The organism is Saccharothrix sp. BKS2 (assembly GCF_047689505.1).
GTDB classification, from domain to species: Bacteria; Actinomycetota; Actinomycetes; order Mycobacteriales; family Pseudonocardiaceae; genus Actinosynnema; species Actinosynnema lopnurensis.
The window spans coordinates 125775-142582 of record NZ_JAUQOL010000014.1 but is presented as its reverse complement, the minus strand read 5'-3'; the positions used below and the strand labels follow the sequence as shown (position 1 = coordinate 142582).

Sequence of the window (16808 nt, the reverse complement as noted above, 5' to 3'; positions counted from 1 at the left end):
CGCGACACCACCCCTCACGACACCACCGCGTGCACGCCGGCCGGCAGGTCGGCGCCGCGCAGGAACCCCAGCAGCACCTCCCGGAACGCCCGCCCGGCCGACGTCGGCGCCACGTCGGTGCGGTGGGCCAGCGCGATGGTCCGCCCCGCCCCCGGCGTCAGCGGCGTGGCGTGCAGCGACCGCGCGGCCAGCACCGTCGACGGCACGATCGCCACGCCCAGCCCGACCTCCACGAACCGCAGCACCGCGTCCATCTCCCCGCCCTCCACCGCGAACACCGGCTCGAACCCGGCCCGCCGGCACGCGGCCAGCGTGGTCTCCCGCAGGTCGTACCCGGGCCGGAACATCACCAGCGGCTGCTCGCGCAGGTCGGTCCACCGCATCCGGGACACGTCCAGCGGCGCCGCCGAGGCCACCACCAGCTCCTCCCGCAGCACCGGCACCACGGTCAGCGCCCGGTCCGCGTCCGCCGGCGACACGATCACCAGCGCCAGGTCCAGCCCACCGGCCTCCAGCGCGGCCACCAGGTCCCGCGACCCGCCCTCGGTCACCGACACGCGCACGCCCGGGTAGGCGTCGTGGTAGCGCTTGATCACGTCCGCGAACAGGCTGCCGCACAGGCTCGGCGTGGCGCCCACCCGCACGCGCCCGCGCCGCAGCCCCACCAGCTCGGCCACCTCCAGCCGCGCGGTGTCCACATCGGACAGGATGCGGCTCGCCACCGGCAGCAGCGCCTCGCCCGCGGGCGTCAGCGAGATGTTGCCGCGCGCCCTGGTGAACAGCGCCGCGCCCAGCTCCTTCTCCAACGCGTGGACCTGCTTGGACAGTGAGGGCTGCGCCACACGCTCCTCCGCCGCGGCCCTGGTGAAGTGCCGCGTCCTGGCCACGGCCAGGAAGTACGCGAGCTGCTGGAGCGTCATAGCGTCAGACTATCGTCAACCAGCCCACGATGTATTGGACGACTCGTCGCCGGCGTTCCTAGCGTCTGACGCGTGGACACGATCCGGCTCTACCGCACCACCGTCGGCAAGAAAGCCGTCATGGCGGTCACCGGCGCGGTGCTGCTGCTCTACGTCTTCGCGCACATGATCGGCAACCTCACGTTCTTCTCCGGCCCGGCGGCGATCGACGGCTACGGCCGGTGGCTGCGCGAGGTCGGGGCCGTGTGGCCGACCAGGATCGCCCTGCTCGCGGCCGTCGCGCTGCACTTCACCGCCGCCTGCCAACTCACCGCGCGGGCCCGCCGGGCTCGCGGCCGCTACGCCCACCGGCGGCCCGTCCGGGGCGGTTACGCGGCCCGCACCATGCGCTGGGGCGGCGTGGTCATCGCCCTGTTCGTGGTCTACCACCTGCTCGACCTGACCGCCGGGTGGCTCAACCCGCACGGCGTGCCCGGCGAGATCCACGCGAACGTGACGGCGGACTTCCGGCACTGGTACGTGGTGCTGGCCTACACCGCCGCGGTCGTCGCCCTCGCCCTCCACATCCGCCACGGCGTGTGGAGCGCGACCCGCAGCCTGGGCGTCACCACCTCGCGCGCGATCGGCCTCGCCGTGGCCGTGGTCGTCGCGGCCGGGTTCCTGTCCGTCCCCTTCGCCGTCTTCACCGGGTTGGTGAGCTGAGATGTCCCACGCCGAGAACGCCCACGCCGAGAACGCCCACGCCGAGAACGCCCACGCCGAGGGCCGGTACACCGAGGGCGCGCCCCTCCACGACCACCGCGTGCCCGCCGGCCCGATCGAGCACCGCTGGGACCGCCGCCGCTTCTCCGCGCGCCTGGTCAACCCCGCGAACCGGCGCGACCGCGCGGTGATCGTGGTCGGCACGGGCCTGGCCGGCGGCTCGGCCGCGGCGACGCTCGCCGAACTGGGCTACCGCGTCGACTCGTTCTGCCACCAGGACAGCCCGCGCCGCGCGCACAGCATCGCCGCGCAGGGCGGCATCAACGCCGCCAATAACTACCGCAACGACGGCGACAGCGTCTGGCGGCTGTTCCACGACACCGTCAAGGGCGGCGACTTCCGCTCCCGCGAGTCGAACGTCCACCGGCTCGCGCAGATCAGCGCGAAGATCATCGACCAGTGCGTGGCGCAGGGCGTGCCGTTCGCCCGCGAGTACGGCGGCCTGCTCGACACCCGCTCCTTCGGCGGCGCCCAGGTCTCCCGCACCTTCTACGCCCGCGGCCAGACCGGGCAGCAGCTCCTGCTGGGCGCCTACCAGGCCCTGGAGCGCCAGGTGGCCGCCGGGCGCGTGGCGGTGCACGCGCGCACCGAGATGCTGGACCTGGTCGTGGTCGACGGCCGGGCCCGCGGCATCGTGGCGCGCGACCTGGTGACCGGCGAGGTGACCACGCACCTCGCGGACGCCGTCGTGCTCGCCACCGGCGGCTACGGCAACGTGTTCCACCTGTCCACCAACGCCAAGGGCTGCAACGCCACCGCGATCTGGCGGGCCCACCGCCGCGGCGCGCTGTTCGCCAACCCGTGCTTCACCCAGATCCACCCGACGTGCATCCCGGTCAGCGGCGACCACCAGTCCAAGCTCACCCTGATGAGCGAGTCGCTGCGCAACGACGGCCGCGTGTGGGTGCCGCGCGACCGGCACGACCGCCGCCCGCCCGGCGACGTCCCCGAAGCCGAGCGCGACTACTTCCTGGAGCGCCTGTACCCGAGCTTCGGCAACCTGGTGCCCCGCGACATCGCCTCCCGCGCCGCGAAGAACGCCTCCGACGGGCAGCGCGGCGTGTACCTGGACTTCGCCGACGCGCTGCACCGCCTCGGCCGCGACGTGGTGCGGCAGCGCTACGGCAACCTGTTCGAGATGTACGAGCGCATCACCGGCGACGACCCCTACCGCACGCCGATGCGCATCTACCCGGCCGTGCACTACACGATGGGCGGCCTGTGGGTTGACTACGACCTGCGCTCCACCGTCCCCGGCCTGTACGTCATCGGCGAGGCGAACTTCTCCGACCACGGCGCGAACCGGCTGGGCGCCAGCGCGTTGATGCAGGGCCTCGCGGACGGCTACTTCGTGCTGCCGGGCGTCATCGGCGACTACCTGGCCGACGCGCCGTTCGACCCGGTGACCGCCGACCACCCGGCCGTGGCCGACACGGCGTCCGAGGTGCGCGGCCGGCTCAAGACGCTGCTGGCCGTGAAGGGCGACCGCACGGTGGAGTCGTTCCACCGCGAACTGGGGCGCCTGATGTGGGACGAGTGCGGCATGGAGCGCGACGGAGCCGGCCTGCGCGGGGCGCTGGAGCGCATCCCGGAGCTGCGCGAGGAGTTCTGGCGGCGGGTGCGGGTGCCCGAGGGCGACGACCTCAACCAGGAGCTGGAGAAGGCGGGCCGGGTGGCCGACTTCCTGGAGCTGGCCGAGCTGATGTGCCTGGACGCCCTGCACCGCGCCGAGTCCTGCGGCGGCCACTTCCGGTCCGAGAGCTGCACCCCCGAGGGCGAGGCCCGGCGCGACGACGCCCGGTACGCCTACGTCGCCGCCTGGGAGCACACCGGCGTGGGCCGACCGCCCGTGCTGCACAAGGAGGAGCTCGTGTTCGAGCACGTCACGCCCACCACCAGGAGCTACGCGTGAAACTCACCCTGCGGATCTGGCGGCAGCACGGCCCGACCGGGCGGCTGGTCGACCACGACCTGGACGGCCTGTCGCCGGACATGTCGTTCCTGGAGGCCCTGGACGTGCTCAACGAGCGGCTGATCACCGCCGGCGAGCGGCCGGTGGCGTTCGACCACGACTGCCGCGAGGGCATCTGCGGCGCGTGCGGGGTGGTGATCAACGGCGAGGCGCACGGCCCGCGCCGCGCCACCACCGCCTGCCAGCTGCACCTGCGCCACTTCCGCGACGGCGACGCGGTCACCGTGGAGCCGTGGCGGGCCGGGCCGTTCCCGGTGGTGCGCGACCTGGTGGTGGACCGGTCGGCGCTCGACCGCGTCGTGGCCGCGGGCGGGTACGTCGGCGTGCCCGCCGGCAGCGCCCCGGACGCCCACGCGGTGCCCGTGCCCAAGCCCGACGCCGACACCGCGTTCGAGGCGGCGGCCTGCATCGGCTGCGGCGCGTGCGTGGCGGCTTGCCCGAACGGGTCGGCGATGCTGTTCACCGCCGCCAAGGTCACCCACCTGGGCGTGCTGCCGCAGGGGCAGCCGGAGCGGTGGTCGCGGGCGCGGGACATGGTGGCCGAGCACGACGCGGCGGGGTTCGGCGGCTGCACCAACACCGGCGAGTGCGCGCCCGCCTGCCCCAAGGGCGTCCCGCTGACCACCATCGCCCGCCTCAACGCCGACCTGCTGCGCGCCCACACCACCCGCCGGGGCGCGTAGTTCAATGGGGTCATGAGCTGGTTCCGCCGACGCCGGGAGCCCGGACCCGTCCCCGTCCACCTGCCCAACCCGGACGAGGCGGCGGCCGCGTTCTGGGCCGCGTGGCACGACCTGCTGCCCTCGGTGAGCGCGGCGCTGGGCGACCGCGCGCCCGAGCGGGTCGAGGACCGGCTCGCCGAGCTGGTCGCCGACCTGCACCCCGACCTGCGCTTCTCCCTCGAACGCGGGCACCGGGCCATCTACGCGCTGGTGGTCACCGGCCAGGAGGACCCGCGGCTGCGGCCGTGGACCGACGCCTGGGTCGCAGCCGCGCCCGCCGAGGACGTGATCTGGGAGTACCACGACTCGGTGCCGCCCGTGCCGGACCCGACCCTGGTCACGATCAACCTCGGCGCGCGGCGGCTGCGGCTGGCGGACGTGCGGGTGGTGGCGCGGCTGTCCGACGGGCTCGTCGACGTCGCGGTCTGGCACCCGGATCTTCCCGATCTCGACGACGCGACCCGCGAACGGCTGACGTTCCTCCCGCTGGACGTCACCCTCGGTGAGCGCCTGGCCGGTGAACGACTCGGCCGGGTGGAGACCGCGGTGACCGAACCGGAGGGCGCGATCGGCCTGCTGGAGTTCCGCGACCTCGTCCGCGACCTCGTCCGGGGGGAAGTCGAGCGCCCCTCCTGAAATTGTCGGACCCCCTGGCTAGTCTTTTCCCGTGACCAGCAACGACTTCCCGAACCCGGTCGAGGCCCCCGCCGAGGGCGTCGAGGACGTGCCCGCCGCCGCGCGCGAGCGGCACGCGGCGCTCGCGGAGGTCGTGCGCGGTCACCAGTTCCGCTACTACGTCCTGGACTCGCCGACGGTCGCCGACGGCGAGTTCGACGCGCTGCTGCGCGAGCTGGAGGCGCTGGAGGCCGCCCACCCCGGCCTCGCCACCCCCGATTCGCCCACCCAGCGCGTCGGCGGCACCTTCTCCACCGAGTTCACCGCGGTCGACCACCTGGAGCGGATGCTCAGCCTGGACAACGCGTTCTCGGACGAGGAGCTGCGCTCCTGGTTCGAGCGGGTCCACCGGGAGGTCGGGGCCGGCGCCCACCTGCTGTGCGAGCTGAAGATCGACGGCCTGGCGATCAACCTGCTCTACCGGGAGGGCAGGCTCGTCCGGGCGCTCACCCGCGGTGACGGGCGCACCGGCGAGGACGTGACGCTCAACGTCCGCACGCTGGGCGACGTGCCCGAGACCCTGACCGGCACCGACGAGCACCCGGTGCCCGACCTGGTCGAGGTGCGCGGCGAGGTGTTCTTCGCCGTGGAGGACTTCCTGGAGCTCAACGCCCGGCTGGTCGAGGCGGGCAGACCGCCGTTCGCGAACCCGCGCAACACCGCCGCCGGGTCGCTGCGGCAGAAGGACCCCAGGATCACCGCGTCGCGCAAGCTGCGCATGATCTGCCACGGGCTCGGCAAGCGCGAGGGCTTCGAGCTGACCAGGCAGTCCGGGGCGTACGAGGCGCTGCGGGCGTGGGGCCTGCCGACGTCACCGCACACGGTCGTGCTGAGCACGTTCGAGGAGGTCGCCGAGCACGTCGCGTACTGGGGCGAGCACCGGCACGACGCCGTGCACGAGATCGACGGCGTGGTGGTCAAGGTCGACGAGGTGGCGGCGCAGCGGCGGCTGGGCAGCACCTCGCGCGCGCCGCGCTGGGCGATCGCGTTCAAGTACCCGCCGGAGGAGGCGACCACCACCCTGCTCGACATCAAGGTGCAGGTCGGCCGCACCGGTCGGGTGACGCCGTTCGCGGTGATGGAACCGGTGAAGGTGGCGGGCTCCACGGTCGCGCGGGCCACCCTGCACAACGCGAGCGAGGTCAAGCGCAAGGGCGTGCTGATCGGCGACCGGATCGTGATCCGCAAGGCCGGCGACGTGATCCCCGAGGTGCTCGGCCCGGTGGTCGACGTGCGGCCCGCCGACGCCCGCGAGTTCGAGATGCCCACGACGTGCCCGGAGTGCGGCCACGCGCTGCGCCCCATGAAGGAGGGCGACGTCGACATCCGCTGCCCGAACGCGGCCCGGTGCCCCGCCCAGCTGCGGGAACGCCTCGCCTACCTGGCGTCGCGGTCGGCGCTGGACATCGAGGTGCTCGGCTACGAGGCGGCCGCCGCCCTGGTCGAGTCGGGCGAGTACGGCGACGAGGGCGACCTGTTCGCGCTCGACGCGGACGCCCTGGCGGCCGTCGCCCTGTTCCGCACCAAGGACGGTGCCCTGAGCGCCAACGCGACCAAGCTCCTGGACAACCTCGCCACGGCCAGGGAGCGTCCACTGTGGAGGATTCTGGTCGCTCTCTCCATCCGCCACGTCGGCCCCACCGCGGCCCGCGCGCTGGCGCGGGAGTTCGGCTCGGTGGACCGCATCGTCGCCGCGTCGGAGGAGGAACTGGCCGCGGCTGAGGGCGTGGGCCCCACGATCGCCGCCGCCGTGCGCGAGTGGGTCGACACCCCGTGGCGGCAGGAGGTGGTCGAGAAGTGGCGTGCCGCCGGGGTGCGGCTGGTGGAGGAGCGCGACACCTCCGTGCCGCGGAACCTGGAGGGGCTGTCGATCGTGGTGACGGGTTCGCTGGAGGGCTTCTCGCGGGACGAGGCCAAGGAGGCGGTCCTGGCGCGGGGCGGGAAGGCGGTGGGGGCGGTGTCGAAGAAGACGGCGTTCGTGGTGGTGGGGGAGTCGCCGGGGTCGAAGGCCGACAAGGCGGTCCAGCTGAAGGTGCCGGTGCTGGACGAGGCCGGGTTCCGGGTGCTGCTGGAGGAGGGGCCGGAGGCGGCGACCCGGGTGGCGGTGGTGGCTGCGGCGGCGGAGGAGCCGTCGGTGGAGGAGCCGGACGAGCCGGTGGCGGTGGCGGTGGCGGAGGAGTCAGAGGAGCCGGCTGCCGAAGCCGAGGGGGTGGCTGCGGAACCGGAGGGGGTGGCCGAGGGAGTGGCGGGGGAACCGGGGGAGGTGGTGGCCAAGGGGGTGGCGGTGGCCGAAGCCTGACCTCGATGCCGGGCGCGGTGGAACTCCGGCCCGAAGACCGCCCGCCCGGCCGTTCCCGGGCCGGGTACCGGCGTGGTCCTCTCGGGCCCATGGCACAGGACCACCTCGCCGGCCGGTCGCACCCGGGCGCCGGTGGCGAGCGCTCCGCCGCGACGGGGCAGCGGGGGCCCGGACCGCGCGGACCCGTGATCCGAGGCGGTGCCGCGCGGTCGGCGGGAATCGGTCGGCGCGGCCCGGGGCCGCTCACGCCGGACACCGTGCTGCGGTTGCAGCGGGCCGCCGGCAACGCGGCCGCCGGTGCGGTGGTGGTCCAGCGCGCCACCTTCAAGATCGAGGTCCGGGAGGACGGCAAACCGGGCGGTGTCGTGCGGCCGGTCAAAGCGCCGAAGGGCGGTGCCGTCGCCACCGGCGGCCCCTCGGCTGTTCCCGCGAGCCTTCCCGCCCAACCGGGAAAGTTGAGCTACGCGTTGCCGCCCGGTGAGACCGCCGTGCCCCTGCGGGACATCCTCCACGACTTCCTGAGCGGTGACCCGTGGCTGAACGGGCCGTTTCCGATCAGGTCGCCGCGGAGCTCGACAAGTCGGTGAAAGCCGCCTCAACGACGCGCTGAAGCAATTCACCGTGCAGGAGCCCTTCACCAAAGCCGATCGCGACACGATGGCCGTGGACGCCGTTGTCGAGGGCTGCAAGGTGACGATCAGGCACGTCGTCAAGGGCATGACGACCTACCAGCCCTCGGGTGGGGCGATCTCCGGTGAGGACGTCATCTTCGACAAGGCGCTGTCGTTCGCGCAGCGCCCCGCCGACACCAAGCAGAAATCCGACCTGTTCGACCTGCTGCGGGGCCTCAAGCGGACGGGTATGCCGATCGACCGGTTCTTCGGCGAGCTGGAGGCGCGGCGCGGGGACCAGTACCAGGCGCACCGGAACGCGCAGAAACCCGGCTCGAACACCACCACCACCACCAGAGCGCCGACGACCTCGAAGCGGCTGTCCGACCAGTTCGCGGTGGTGTTCGCGGGGTTGCTCGCGGTCTTCGGCGCCGACCAGCTGATCAACCACGTGGTCGCCGACGTCCACTCGGCCGACCCGAAGGAGGGCAAGCGGGTGCGGAACGACCTCGGACGCGAAGCGCGAGGAGATCCCCTACGAGAAGGCCGCACCGCCCGTGCCCCCGTTCCTGCGCGGCACGCAGTTCCAGCTGCCGGTGACCGAGGCGACGACGCAGGTGGCCGCCGGCTGGCGGGGCGAGGAGACCAGGGACGGGGTGCGGGCGGCCTGGGGCCTCGACGGCGATCAGCGGAAGGTGGAGGAGTTCGTCAAGAGCCGCGGGGTGCCGATCGCCCAGGGCGACTACGTCGTGCTCTGGTGCCGCTTCAGCGGCAGCAAGGGCGGCCCCACCCCCAGCACGACATGGGTTTCCGGGCGTTCGAGCAGCTGCTGGAGATCGCTCTCGGCCAGGGCGGTCGGGTCGTCGTCGCCGGTGACCTCCCGATCTCGGCGCGGGCGCGCGACAAGTGGAGGTCGAAGATCGAGGCGGCCGGGGTCCACGACCTCCGCGAGTTCTGGTTGGACTCGGGGTGGACCGACCTGGGGCTCAAGTCCCGCTTCGCCCAGTTCGCGGTGTTCGACCTCCTGCACACGGCCTCCGGCGGGCGCCTCAAGCACCTCGGCTTCCGCAGCGGGAACCTGGAGCCCTACGCGCTGATCGGGCACGAGGTCCGCTACATCGAGGAGAAGGGCAGCGCCCAGGCCGGGCGCATGGACCAGTGGAAGAACCTCGGCTACCTGCCCCTGGTGATCAACGGCAGGATGCCGACGCTGAAGGGGCAGTGGGTGACGGCGAAGTCCGGCTCCGGCAAGGAGGCGTCGGTGCCCTGGATCAAGCCTTCGGGGGGCACCGACAAGGGCGTCAAGGCTGCCGACATCGACCAGGTCCTCAAGGGCAGGGACCCGGCCGACCTGCGTGGTTTCGAGGAAGACGACCTCAAGGCCGTCCGGGAGTTCCTGAAGTGGTCGACGACGTGAGCGGCGCCCGGCGGGTGCGGGGACCGCCCGGCCCCGGCCCGCCGGCGTCCGCTACCCCGGGAAGCGCGCCACCCACCGCTTCTGCCACGGCGTCTCCACCGCCCGCCGGTGGTAGTGGGCCCGCGTCCACGCCACCGCCTCCGCCGCCGGCACCCCCGCCAGCACGGCCAGGCACGCCACGGCGGTGCCGGTGCGCCCGATCCCGCCGCCGCACGCCACCTCCACCCGTTCACCGGCGAGCGCCCGCGCGTGCAGGTCGCGGATCAGCTCCACGGCCCGGTCGTGGTCGCGCGGCAGCCGGAAGTCCGGCCACTCGACCCACTCGTGCGACCACGGGAACGAGTGGGCCCGCCGCATCCGGTTCGACCCCAGGTAGAGCCCGTGGTCGGGCGTGCCCTCCGGGGCGGGGTTGCGCAGGCCCCGACCGCGCACCGCGGCGCCGTCGGGCAGTTCGATCGCTCCGGGCAAGGTCATCCCCGCATCATCCCCCCACCCCCGGCACCGCCCCCGACCCGGTGCGCCGGCCGGACGCCACCTCCCGGGCGCCACCTCCCGGACGGCCGGCCTGCGACGCCGGCTGGTCGAGCGCCTGGCCGGCGGCCCGAGCCGGGCCCGCGCCTGGTCTTGGGGCGACCGGGCGCCCCTGCCGCGGGGGTGGTCCACGTCCCGGGGGATCGGGCCGAGGATCGAGCCGGGATCGTGCCGGGAGTCGTGGTGTCGGTGAACGCGCGGGCCGGCATCGTGGACGCGACGACCGCGACCGCGGTCACCACGGGCAGCGCGCAGCGCCACAACGGGGTCGAGCGAGGACGGAGGCGGGTGCTCATGGGGATTCCCCTCCCGACCGACCGGCGGGTCCCGCCCACCGGACGACCGCGGGTCTGCGCGGGCGGGGTGCCGGCCTCGATGCCCGGTGGCCGGGGAGGGGGAGCGCGTGACGGCCTCTGACGAGCGGTGCGAGGTGCGGGTGCTGGGCCCGGTGACCGCGCTCGGCCCGGCCGGTCCCGCAGCGCTGTCCGGCGCCCGGCAGCGGGCGGTGCTGGGGGTGCTCGCGCTGCACGCGGGCGCGGTGCTGCCCGGCAACCGCCTGGTGGACGTGCTGTGGGGCGAGGACCCGCCGCGCACCGCGCTGCGGACCCTGCACAGCCACGTCGCCCGCATCCGGCAGGCGCTGACGGCGTGCGGCGCGGGACCGCTGCTGCGCACCAGCGATCCGGGCTACGTGCTGGACCTGCCCGCCGACCAGGTCGACGCCCACCGCTTCGCCGACCTCGTGGCCGCCGCCCGGCGCGACCTGACCGGGGCGCCCGACCGGGCCGCGCGCACGCTGCGCTCCGCCCTGGGGCTGTGGCGGGGTGAGCCGCTGGCGGGGGCCGGGCTGGTCGGCTGGGGCGAGCGGGAGGTCGAACGCCTGCACGAGCTGCGGCTCTCGGCGGTGGAGGACCTGTGGGACGCCGAGATCCGCTCCGGCGGGCACGGCGCGGCCGCGCTGGAGCTGCCCCGCCTGCTGGCCGAGCACCCCACCCGGGAACGCCTGGTCCGCCTGCACATGCTGGCCCTCTACCGCTGCGGCCGGCACACCGACGCCCTGGAGGTCTACGGGCGGCTGCGGCAGGACCTGGCCGAGGAGTTCGGCGTCGACCCCGGCCGCGAGCTGGCCGAGCTGCACACCGCGATCCTGCGGCGCGAACCGGTCCTCGACCCGCCGCCCGCGGCGCCCGCGCCCGCCGTGCTGCCCCGGCAGCTGCCCGCCCGGGTCGGCCACTTCACCGGTCGCGCCGCAGAGCTGGCCGCCCTGGACGCGGCGGTGGCGGCCGCCACCGACGACCTGCCGGTGCTGGTGGTCACCGGTCCCGCCGGCATGGGCAAGACGTCGCTGGCCGTGCAGTGGGCCCACCGGGTGATCGGCCGCTTCCCCGACGGGCAGCTGTTCCTGGACCTGCGGGGCCACGACCCGGAGCGCGCGGTGTCCGCCCACGACGCCCTCGCGCACCTGCTGCGCGGGCTGGACGTGCCCGAGGACCGCATCCCCGGCGGCCCGGACGAGCGGGCCGCGCTGTACCGCTCGCTGCTGCACGGCAAGCGGTGCCTGGTGCTGCTGGACAACGCGGGCAGCGCCGAGGACGTGGCGCGGCTGGTGCCCGGCGGCGAGGGCAACCTGCTGCTGGTCACCAGCCGCCGGGTGATGTCCGCCCTGGCCGCCCGGCACGCCACCCGCGTCGTCGTGGTCGACGCGCTGGGCCACGAGGAGGCCGTGGCGCTGCTGGGCAGCGTCGTGGGCGACGACCGGGTGGAGCGGGAGGCGGGCGCGGCGGCCGGGCTGGCGCGGCTGTGCGGCGGGATGCCGCTGGCCCTGCGCATCGCCGCGGCCCGGCTGGTCGGCCAGCCGGTGCGCCCCCTGGCCGAGTTCGCCGCCGAGCTGACCGGGGCCGACCGCATCGACGGGCTGGCCGTCGAGGGCGACTCCCGCACCGTGCGGACCGTGCTGGCGGGTGCGTGCGCGCCGCTGGCCGAGGGCACGGCCCGGGTGTTCGACCGGCTCGGCCTGCACCCGGGCCCCACGTTCGGCCCCCACCTGGGCGCGGCGCTGTGCGGGTTGCCGCCGGACGGGGGCCGGCGCGCGGTGGCGGAACTGGCGGCCTCGCACCTGGTGAGCGCGGTCGGCGCGGACCGCTACCGCTTCCACGACCTGATCGGGGAGTTCGCCCGGCGGCGGTTGCGCGCCCGCGAACCCGGCGGCGACACCGCCGACCGCCTCGTGGACTGGTACCTGGCCGTGGTGGACGCGGCCAACCGGCTGCTCGACCCGGCCCGCGGCCTGGTGACCCCGTCCGTGGCCCACCCGCCGGCGGAGCTGCCGTTCCCCGCCGACCAGCAGGCCGCGCTGGCGTTCCTGGAGGCCGAGCGCGGCAACCTGGTGCCGGTGGTGCGGCAGGCCAGGGCCTGGGGCCACCTCACCGCCGCCTGGCAGCTGACCTACCTGCTGACCAGCTTCTACGCCTCCACCGGCCACTGGCAGGAGCGGGTCGAGCTGTGCCGGGAGGGCGCCGCCGCGGCCGCCGGCCTGGGCGACCCGGCCGCCGAGGTGGAGATGCTGCGGGCCCTGGGCGTGGCCTACTCCATGACCCGCAGGCTCCGCGAGGCGCTGGAGACCAACGAGCGGGCCCTGGAACTGGCCCGTGCCATCGGCGACGTGCCCGGCCAGGGGCACATCCACAACAACGTGGCCAACATCCACACCAAGCTGCGCCGCTTCGACGAGGCCGTGGCCGCCTACCACCTGGCCGTGGAGCGCTGCGCGGCCGCCGGGGACGGCCTGGGCACGGCGCTGGTGCTGCGGAACCTGGGCAACGCCCACGTGCGGATGGGCCGACCGGAACCGGCCTTCGCACCGCTGGAGGAGGCGCTGGCCCGCTGCCGCGAGCTGGGCCACCCCCGGGTCGAGGCGGGCACCCTGGACACCCTGGGCGAGGCGTGCCTGCTGCTCGGCGACCCGGACCGGGCGTTGACGCACTTCGACCGGGCGCTGGCCATCAGCCGCGACATCGGGGACCGCTGGCTGGAGGGGGAGATCCTGCTGGACACCGGCGCCGCCCACCTCGACCGGGGCGACCACGGCCGGGCCCTGGCGTGCTTCGACCGGGCGCTGGCCATCAGCCGCGAGGTCGGCGACCGCCACGGCGAGTCCTGCGCCCTGGCGCACCTCGGGCGCGGTCACCTGCTCGCGGGCGACCTGGCGGCGGCGGGGGAGCACCTGGACGCGGCGCTGGCCGTGCGGGCGCGGGTCCCCGACGACCACGAGGAGGCCCACCTGCACCGGGACCTGGGCGAGCTGTGGGAGCGGCGCGGCGACCCGGTGGCGGCGGAGCGGCACCGGGGGACCTCGGCCCGGCTCCGCGCCCGCGCGAACGCCGCGGGTGAGGCGGGGCCGACCGAGCCCTGACCGACCCCCGGCCGCACGCGACCGGCTGCTGCCGTGATGGCGGCGGGTGGTCGGGCCGCCGCCGTGATCGCAGGCGACCGGCCGTTGCTGTGACCGGGCCGCCGCTGTGATCGCGGGTGACCGGCCACCGCCGTGACCGCGGGCGACCGGCCGGTCGGCTCGGCCGGTCACCCGCGGTTCCCCCGGTGGTTCCCGCCCGCTCGGCCGGCCGGGCCCAACGGACGGCGTCAACGGGACGGCGTCAGCGGCACCTCGACGCGCGGCGTGTCGATCGTCCCCGCCGAGGGCGCGAACAGCTCCACGAAGAAGCGCGCCCCCGGTTCCGCCGCCGCGCCCAGGAGCTCGACCCGCGCGGTCGCCGTGTCCTGCCCCGTCCCGAAGGTGACCACGCCGTCCGACACCGGCACGTAGTGCACGCCGCCCACGGCCGTGTCCCCGACGGTGCGGAAGCGGACCGCGACCGGGGCCCTGGCGGGCGCGACGAGGTGCAGGTCCAGCTCCAGGTGCGACGGGTACCAGTCCATCCGGCCGCCCTGGGTCTTGACGCCCAACTCGTCGTCGAGGACCTTGCCGGTGGCGACCCGGCGGCCCACGGTCACCCCGCTCTCGCCGTACAGGGCGACCCGGAACAGTTCGTCCGGTTCCTGCACCTGGTCCGCGGTGACCCACACGAGCACCGACTGCGAGGTGCCCCCGGTGATCTTGAGGACCCCGTCGACGGCGGTGTAGTCCACCGAGCCGGTCGCCCACCCCTGGCCCTGGTCGTGCAGGGTCCGGTAGCCGACCGTCCCCCCGCAGCCCGCCGACGCGGTCACGGTGAACTTCACCGCGGTGTCGGCGTAGCTGCCCTCGTACACCGCCGCCGGGTCGTGGACGTCGACCACGCACCCGGTGCCGGCGGCGGCCACCGCGGGCGCGCACCCCAGCACCACCGCGACCGACACGGTTCCCGCGACTGCCCAACGCATCATCGTTCCCATCCCCCTGCTGCCCGTTCGGTTCCGGTCACAGTGGTAGGCCCCGCCTGTTGTGGTTCTGTTGTGGCACCGGTCCGCGGGGGCGACCCCGGGACACCGAACCGGGCGAGCGGAGGACAGGGACGATGGCCGACGTCGTGGTGAGAGCCGCGCGGGAAGACGAGTGGGCGGCGGCCGGAGCCGTCACGGTGGCCGCCTACCGGGCGGACCGCCACATCGACAGCTCCACCGGGGGGTACGCCGACGTGCTGGCCGACGCCCGGACCCGGGCCGGGCAGGCGGAGCTGCTGGTGGCGGTGGACGAGGACGACTCGGTGCTGGGCACGGTCACCATCGCCCGGCCGGGCACCCCGTACGCCGAGGTCAGCGAGCCGGGCGAGGTGGAGTTCCGGATGCTCGCGGTGAACCCGCCCGCGCGTGGGCGCGGTGTCGGCGAGGCGCTGGTGCGGGCGGCCGTCGCGCGCGCCCGCGAGCTGGGCGCGCGGCGGCTGGTGATGAGCAGCTCCGAGCACATGACCACGGCGCACCGCCTCTACCGGCGGCTGGGCTTCCGGCGGCTGCCCGAGCGGGACTGGCGGCCGGTGCCGGGCGTGGACGTCGTCGCCCGCGCGTTCAGCCTCGAACTCGCATGACCTCGTCGTACAGCGCCCGGTCGGCGCACGCGCGGTCGTAGAGCAGCTCCACCAGCGTCGCGTGGTCCAGCGCGGCCAGGCGGTCGCGCAGCTCCTCGTCCTCCGCGTCCGGCGGCGGCACGGTCAGGCCGCGTTCGAGCAGCACCAGCCCCACCGCCACGCAGTGCTTGCAGAAGAAGCCCTGCGTCCCGTAGGGACACGAACAGGTGCCCGCCAGGTGGGTGCCCTGCCACGTCAGCGACACCCGGTACGGGTCCGCGCCGACCACGACGCCGTCCACGTGTCGGGAGCGGATGACCAGTTCCACGACGGCGCCCCGGTAGGCCAGTCCGCGCCAGTACGACTTGGCGCCCGCGTGGTGCCGGAGCAGGGCCTGGGTGAGCGTCTGCATGGCGGTATCCAACACCGTGTGGTTCGGTGGGCCTCGTGCTCCAGGCATGTCTGAACGGCGCCCGGGAGCCGGGCAGCCACCCGGCCCTGCCGATCACCCCCGACGAACTGGCCGCGGCCGCCGCCGACTGCGCGGAACTGGGCGTGGCCTCGTTCCACCTGCACCCGCGCGACGTGCTGGGCCGGGAGTCGCTGGCCGGCGCGGAGGTGGCCACCGCGGTGGCGGTGGTGCGGGCCGCGGTGCCGCACGCGGAGATCGGTGTGACCACGGGCGCCTGGATCGTGCCGGACCCGGCGCGGCGGGCGGGGCTGGTGCGCGCCTGGGCGGGGCTGGCGGCGGGCCGGCCGGACTTCGCCTCGGTCAACGTGCACGAGGACGGCTGGCCCGACACCGCCGCCGCGCTGGCTGGGGCCGGGGTCGGCGTCGAGCTGGGGGTGTTCCACGAGCGGGCGGCCCGCGCGCTGCTCGACCGCGGGGTGCCCGGCGGCGTGGTCCGGGTGCTGGTCGAGGTCCGGCCGGGGGAGGGCGTGGCGCAGGCGGACCTGCTGCTCGACCTGCTCGCGCCGCTCGCCGTGCCGGTGCTGCTGCACGGCGAGGACGGCAGCGCGTGGCCCGTGCTCGACCACGCGGTGGCGCGGGGGCTGGACACCCGCATCGGGCTGGAGGACACCCTGCTCGACCGGTCCGGCGCGCCCGCGGCGGACAACGCGGCGCTGGTGGCCGCGGCGTCGGCGCGCTAGGGGAAAATGCGGGTGGGTCGGCCGGTGGCCGGGATTACGCTGCCGCCGTGGTGACCACCGACCGACTGCTCGCGTTCGCGGCCATGTCCCTGCTGCTCATCGTCATCCCCGGTCCCAGCGTGCTGTTCGTGGTGGGGCGGGCGCTGGCGCGGGGTCGCCGCACCGCGCTGATCACGGTGCTGGGCAACACGCTCGGCGCCTACGCGCTGGTGGTGGCGGTGGCCCTGGGCGTCGGACCGGTGGTGGAGGGGTCGGCCCTGGTGTTCACGGCGCTGAAGCTGGTCGGCGCGGCCTACCTGGTCCACCTGGGCGTGAAGGCGCTGCGCGACCGGGGCTCGCTGCGCGCGGCGTTCGACGGCTCCGCCCCCGCGCACGGCGGCCTGCGCACGCTGGGGGAGGGGTTCGCGGTCGGGGTGGCCAACCCCAAGACGATCGTGTTCTTCGCCGCCGTGCTGCCCCAGTTCGTCGACCGGGCGCAGGGGCACGTGGTGGCGCAGATGCTGGTGCTGGGGCTGGTGTTCAACGTCATCGCGCTGCTGTGCGACAGCGCCTGGGGCCTGGTGGCGGCCACCGCGCGGAACTGGTTCGCCCGGTCGCCGCGCCGGCTGGCGGCGGTCGGCGGCGTCGGCGGGGTCACCATGATCGGGCTGGGCGTGGCGGTCGCGGTGACGGGCCGCAAGGACTGACCCGGTCACCGGCCCGGCAACACCCCCGGTCCGGCGACACCGCCTGGGTCGGGCAACACCA

At 75.1% G+C, this 16808-nt stretch carries 16 protein-coding genes; 12 read left to right on the top strand and 4 right to left on the bottom strand.

The features are described 5' to 3' along the window. Nucleotides 1-14: 14 nt before the first annotated feature. Nucleotides 15-920 carry a LysR family transcriptional regulator gene (locus Q5530_RS28310; RefSeq protein WP_415365852.1) on the bottom strand — a complete coding sequence of 302 codons (906 nt, stop codon included), beginning with the start codon at nt 918-920 and terminating at the stop codon, nt 15-17. 72 nt (nt 921-992) lie between these two features. On the opposite strand from Q5530_RS28310, the gene Q5530_RS28305 reads away from it, so the two are divergent. The 7 genes from Q5530_RS28305 to Q5530_RS28275 all read left to right on the top strand — a co-directional run bounded on the left by Q5530_RS28305 (nt 993) and on the right by Q5530_RS28275 (nt 9378). After that, nucleotides 993-1622: a succinate dehydrogenase cytochrome b subunit gene (locus tag Q5530_RS28305; protein WP_415365851.1), complete on the top strand. Its 630-nt coding sequence runs from the start codon at nt 993-995 to the stop codon at nt 1620-1622. A gap of 1 nt (nt 1623) precedes the next feature. Continuing rightward, nucleotides 1624-3594, top strand: a complete 1971-nt coding sequence (locus Q5530_RS28300) for a fumarate reductase/succinate dehydrogenase flavoprotein subunit (RefSeq protein WP_415365850.1) — start codon at nt 1624-1626, stop codon at nt 3592-3594. Next, nucleotides 3591-4337 carry a succinate dehydrogenase/fumarate reductase iron-sulfur subunit gene (locus Q5530_RS28295; RefSeq protein ID WP_415365849.1) on the top strand — a complete coding sequence of 249 codons (747 nt, stop codon included), beginning with the start codon at nt 3591-3593 and terminating at the stop codon, nt 4335-4337. Before Q5530_RS28300 ends, Q5530_RS28295 begins: the two co-directional genes overlap by 4 nt. 12 nt (nt 4338-4349) lie before the next feature. Next, nucleotides 4350-5012: a hypothetical protein gene (locus Q5530_RS28290; RefSeq protein WP_415365847.1), complete on the top strand. Its 663-nt coding sequence runs from the start codon at nt 4350-4352 to the stop codon at nt 5010-5012. A gap of 31 nt (nt 5013-5043) precedes the next feature. Beyond that, nucleotides 5044-7350, top strand: coding sequence for an NAD-dependent DNA ligase LigA (gene ligA / locus Q5530_RS28285; protein ID WP_415365846.1), 2307 nt, complete (start codon nt 5044-5046; stop codon nt 7348-7350). 257 nt (nt 7351-7607) lie between these two features. Then, nucleotides 7608-7937, top strand: a complete 330-nt coding sequence (locus Q5530_RS28280; RefSeq protein WP_415365845.1) for a hypothetical protein — start codon at nt 7608-7610, stop codon at nt 7935-7937. Between the two features lie 34 nt (nt 7938-7971). Continuing rightward, entirely contained in the window at nt 7972-9378 is a 1407-nt protein-coding gene (locus Q5530_RS28275; protein ID WP_415365844.1) for a hypothetical protein, read from the top strand. A 51-nt stretch (nt 9379-9429) separates the two neighbouring features. On the opposite strand, the gene Q5530_RS28270 is transcribed toward Q5530_RS28275, so the two are convergent. Beyond that, on the bottom strand, nt 9430-9852 hold the full coding sequence (locus Q5530_RS28270) for a protein-tyrosine phosphatase family protein (RefSeq protein WP_380642178.1): 423 nt from the start codon (nt 9850-9852) through the stop codon (nt 9430-9432). Nucleotides 9853-10077: 225 nt separating this feature from the next. On the opposite strand from Q5530_RS28270, the gene Q5530_RS28265 reads away from it, so the two are divergent. Together Q5530_RS28265 and Q5530_RS28260 are read left to right on the top strand one after the other, a co-directional pair. Beyond that, complete coding sequence (locus Q5530_RS28265; protein ID WP_415365842.1) at nt 10078-10326, top strand: hypothetical protein; 249 nt, start codon at nt 10078-10080, stop codon at nt 10324-10326. Further along, nucleotides 10313-13321: a BTAD domain-containing putative transcriptional regulator gene (locus Q5530_RS28260; protein WP_415365841.1), complete on the top strand. Its 3009-nt coding sequence runs from the start codon at nt 10313-10315 to the stop codon at nt 13319-13321. Before Q5530_RS28265 ends, Q5530_RS28260 begins: the two co-directional genes overlap by 14 nt. A 227-nt stretch (nt 13322-13548) precedes the next feature. On the opposite strand, the gene Q5530_RS28255 is transcribed toward Q5530_RS28260, so the two are convergent. Beyond that, nucleotides 13549-14292, bottom strand: a complete 744-nt coding sequence (locus Q5530_RS28255; RefSeq protein ID WP_415365839.1) for a Calx-beta domain-containing protein — start codon at nt 14290-14292, stop codon at nt 13549-13551. Between the two features lie 131 nt (nt 14293-14423). Here Q5530_RS28255 and Q5530_RS28250 point away from each other — a divergent pair, with 131 nt between their 5' ends. After that, complete coding sequence (locus Q5530_RS28250; RefSeq protein WP_415365838.1) at nt 14424-14930, top strand: GNAT family N-acetyltransferase; 507 nt, start codon at nt 14424-14426, stop codon at nt 14928-14930. Here the strand turns inward: Q5530_RS28250 and Q5530_RS28245 are convergent. Continuing rightward, entirely contained in the window at nt 14911-15321 is a 411-nt protein-coding gene (locus Q5530_RS28245; protein ID WP_415365836.1) for an SWIM zinc finger family protein, read from the bottom strand. The two genes, Q5530_RS28250 and Q5530_RS28245, sit on opposite strands and share 20 nt — an antisense overlap. Nucleotides 15322-15347: 26 nt before the next feature. On the opposite strand from Q5530_RS28245, the gene Q5530_RS28240 reads away from it, so the two are divergent. Both Q5530_RS28240 and Q5530_RS28235 read left to right on the top strand, forming a co-directional pair. After that, nucleotides 15348-16061 (top strand): 3-keto-5-aminohexanoate cleavage protein, encoded by a 714-nt coding sequence (locus Q5530_RS28240; RefSeq protein ID WP_415365835.1) that lies wholly within the window; start codon nt 15348-15350, stop codon nt 16059-16061. A gap of 47 nt (nt 16062-16108) precedes the next feature. Then, entirely contained in the window at nt 16109-16747 is a 639-nt protein-coding gene (locus tag Q5530_RS28235) for a LysE family translocator (RefSeq protein ID WP_415365834.1), read from the top strand. Nucleotides 16748-16808: the final 61 nt, after the last annotated feature.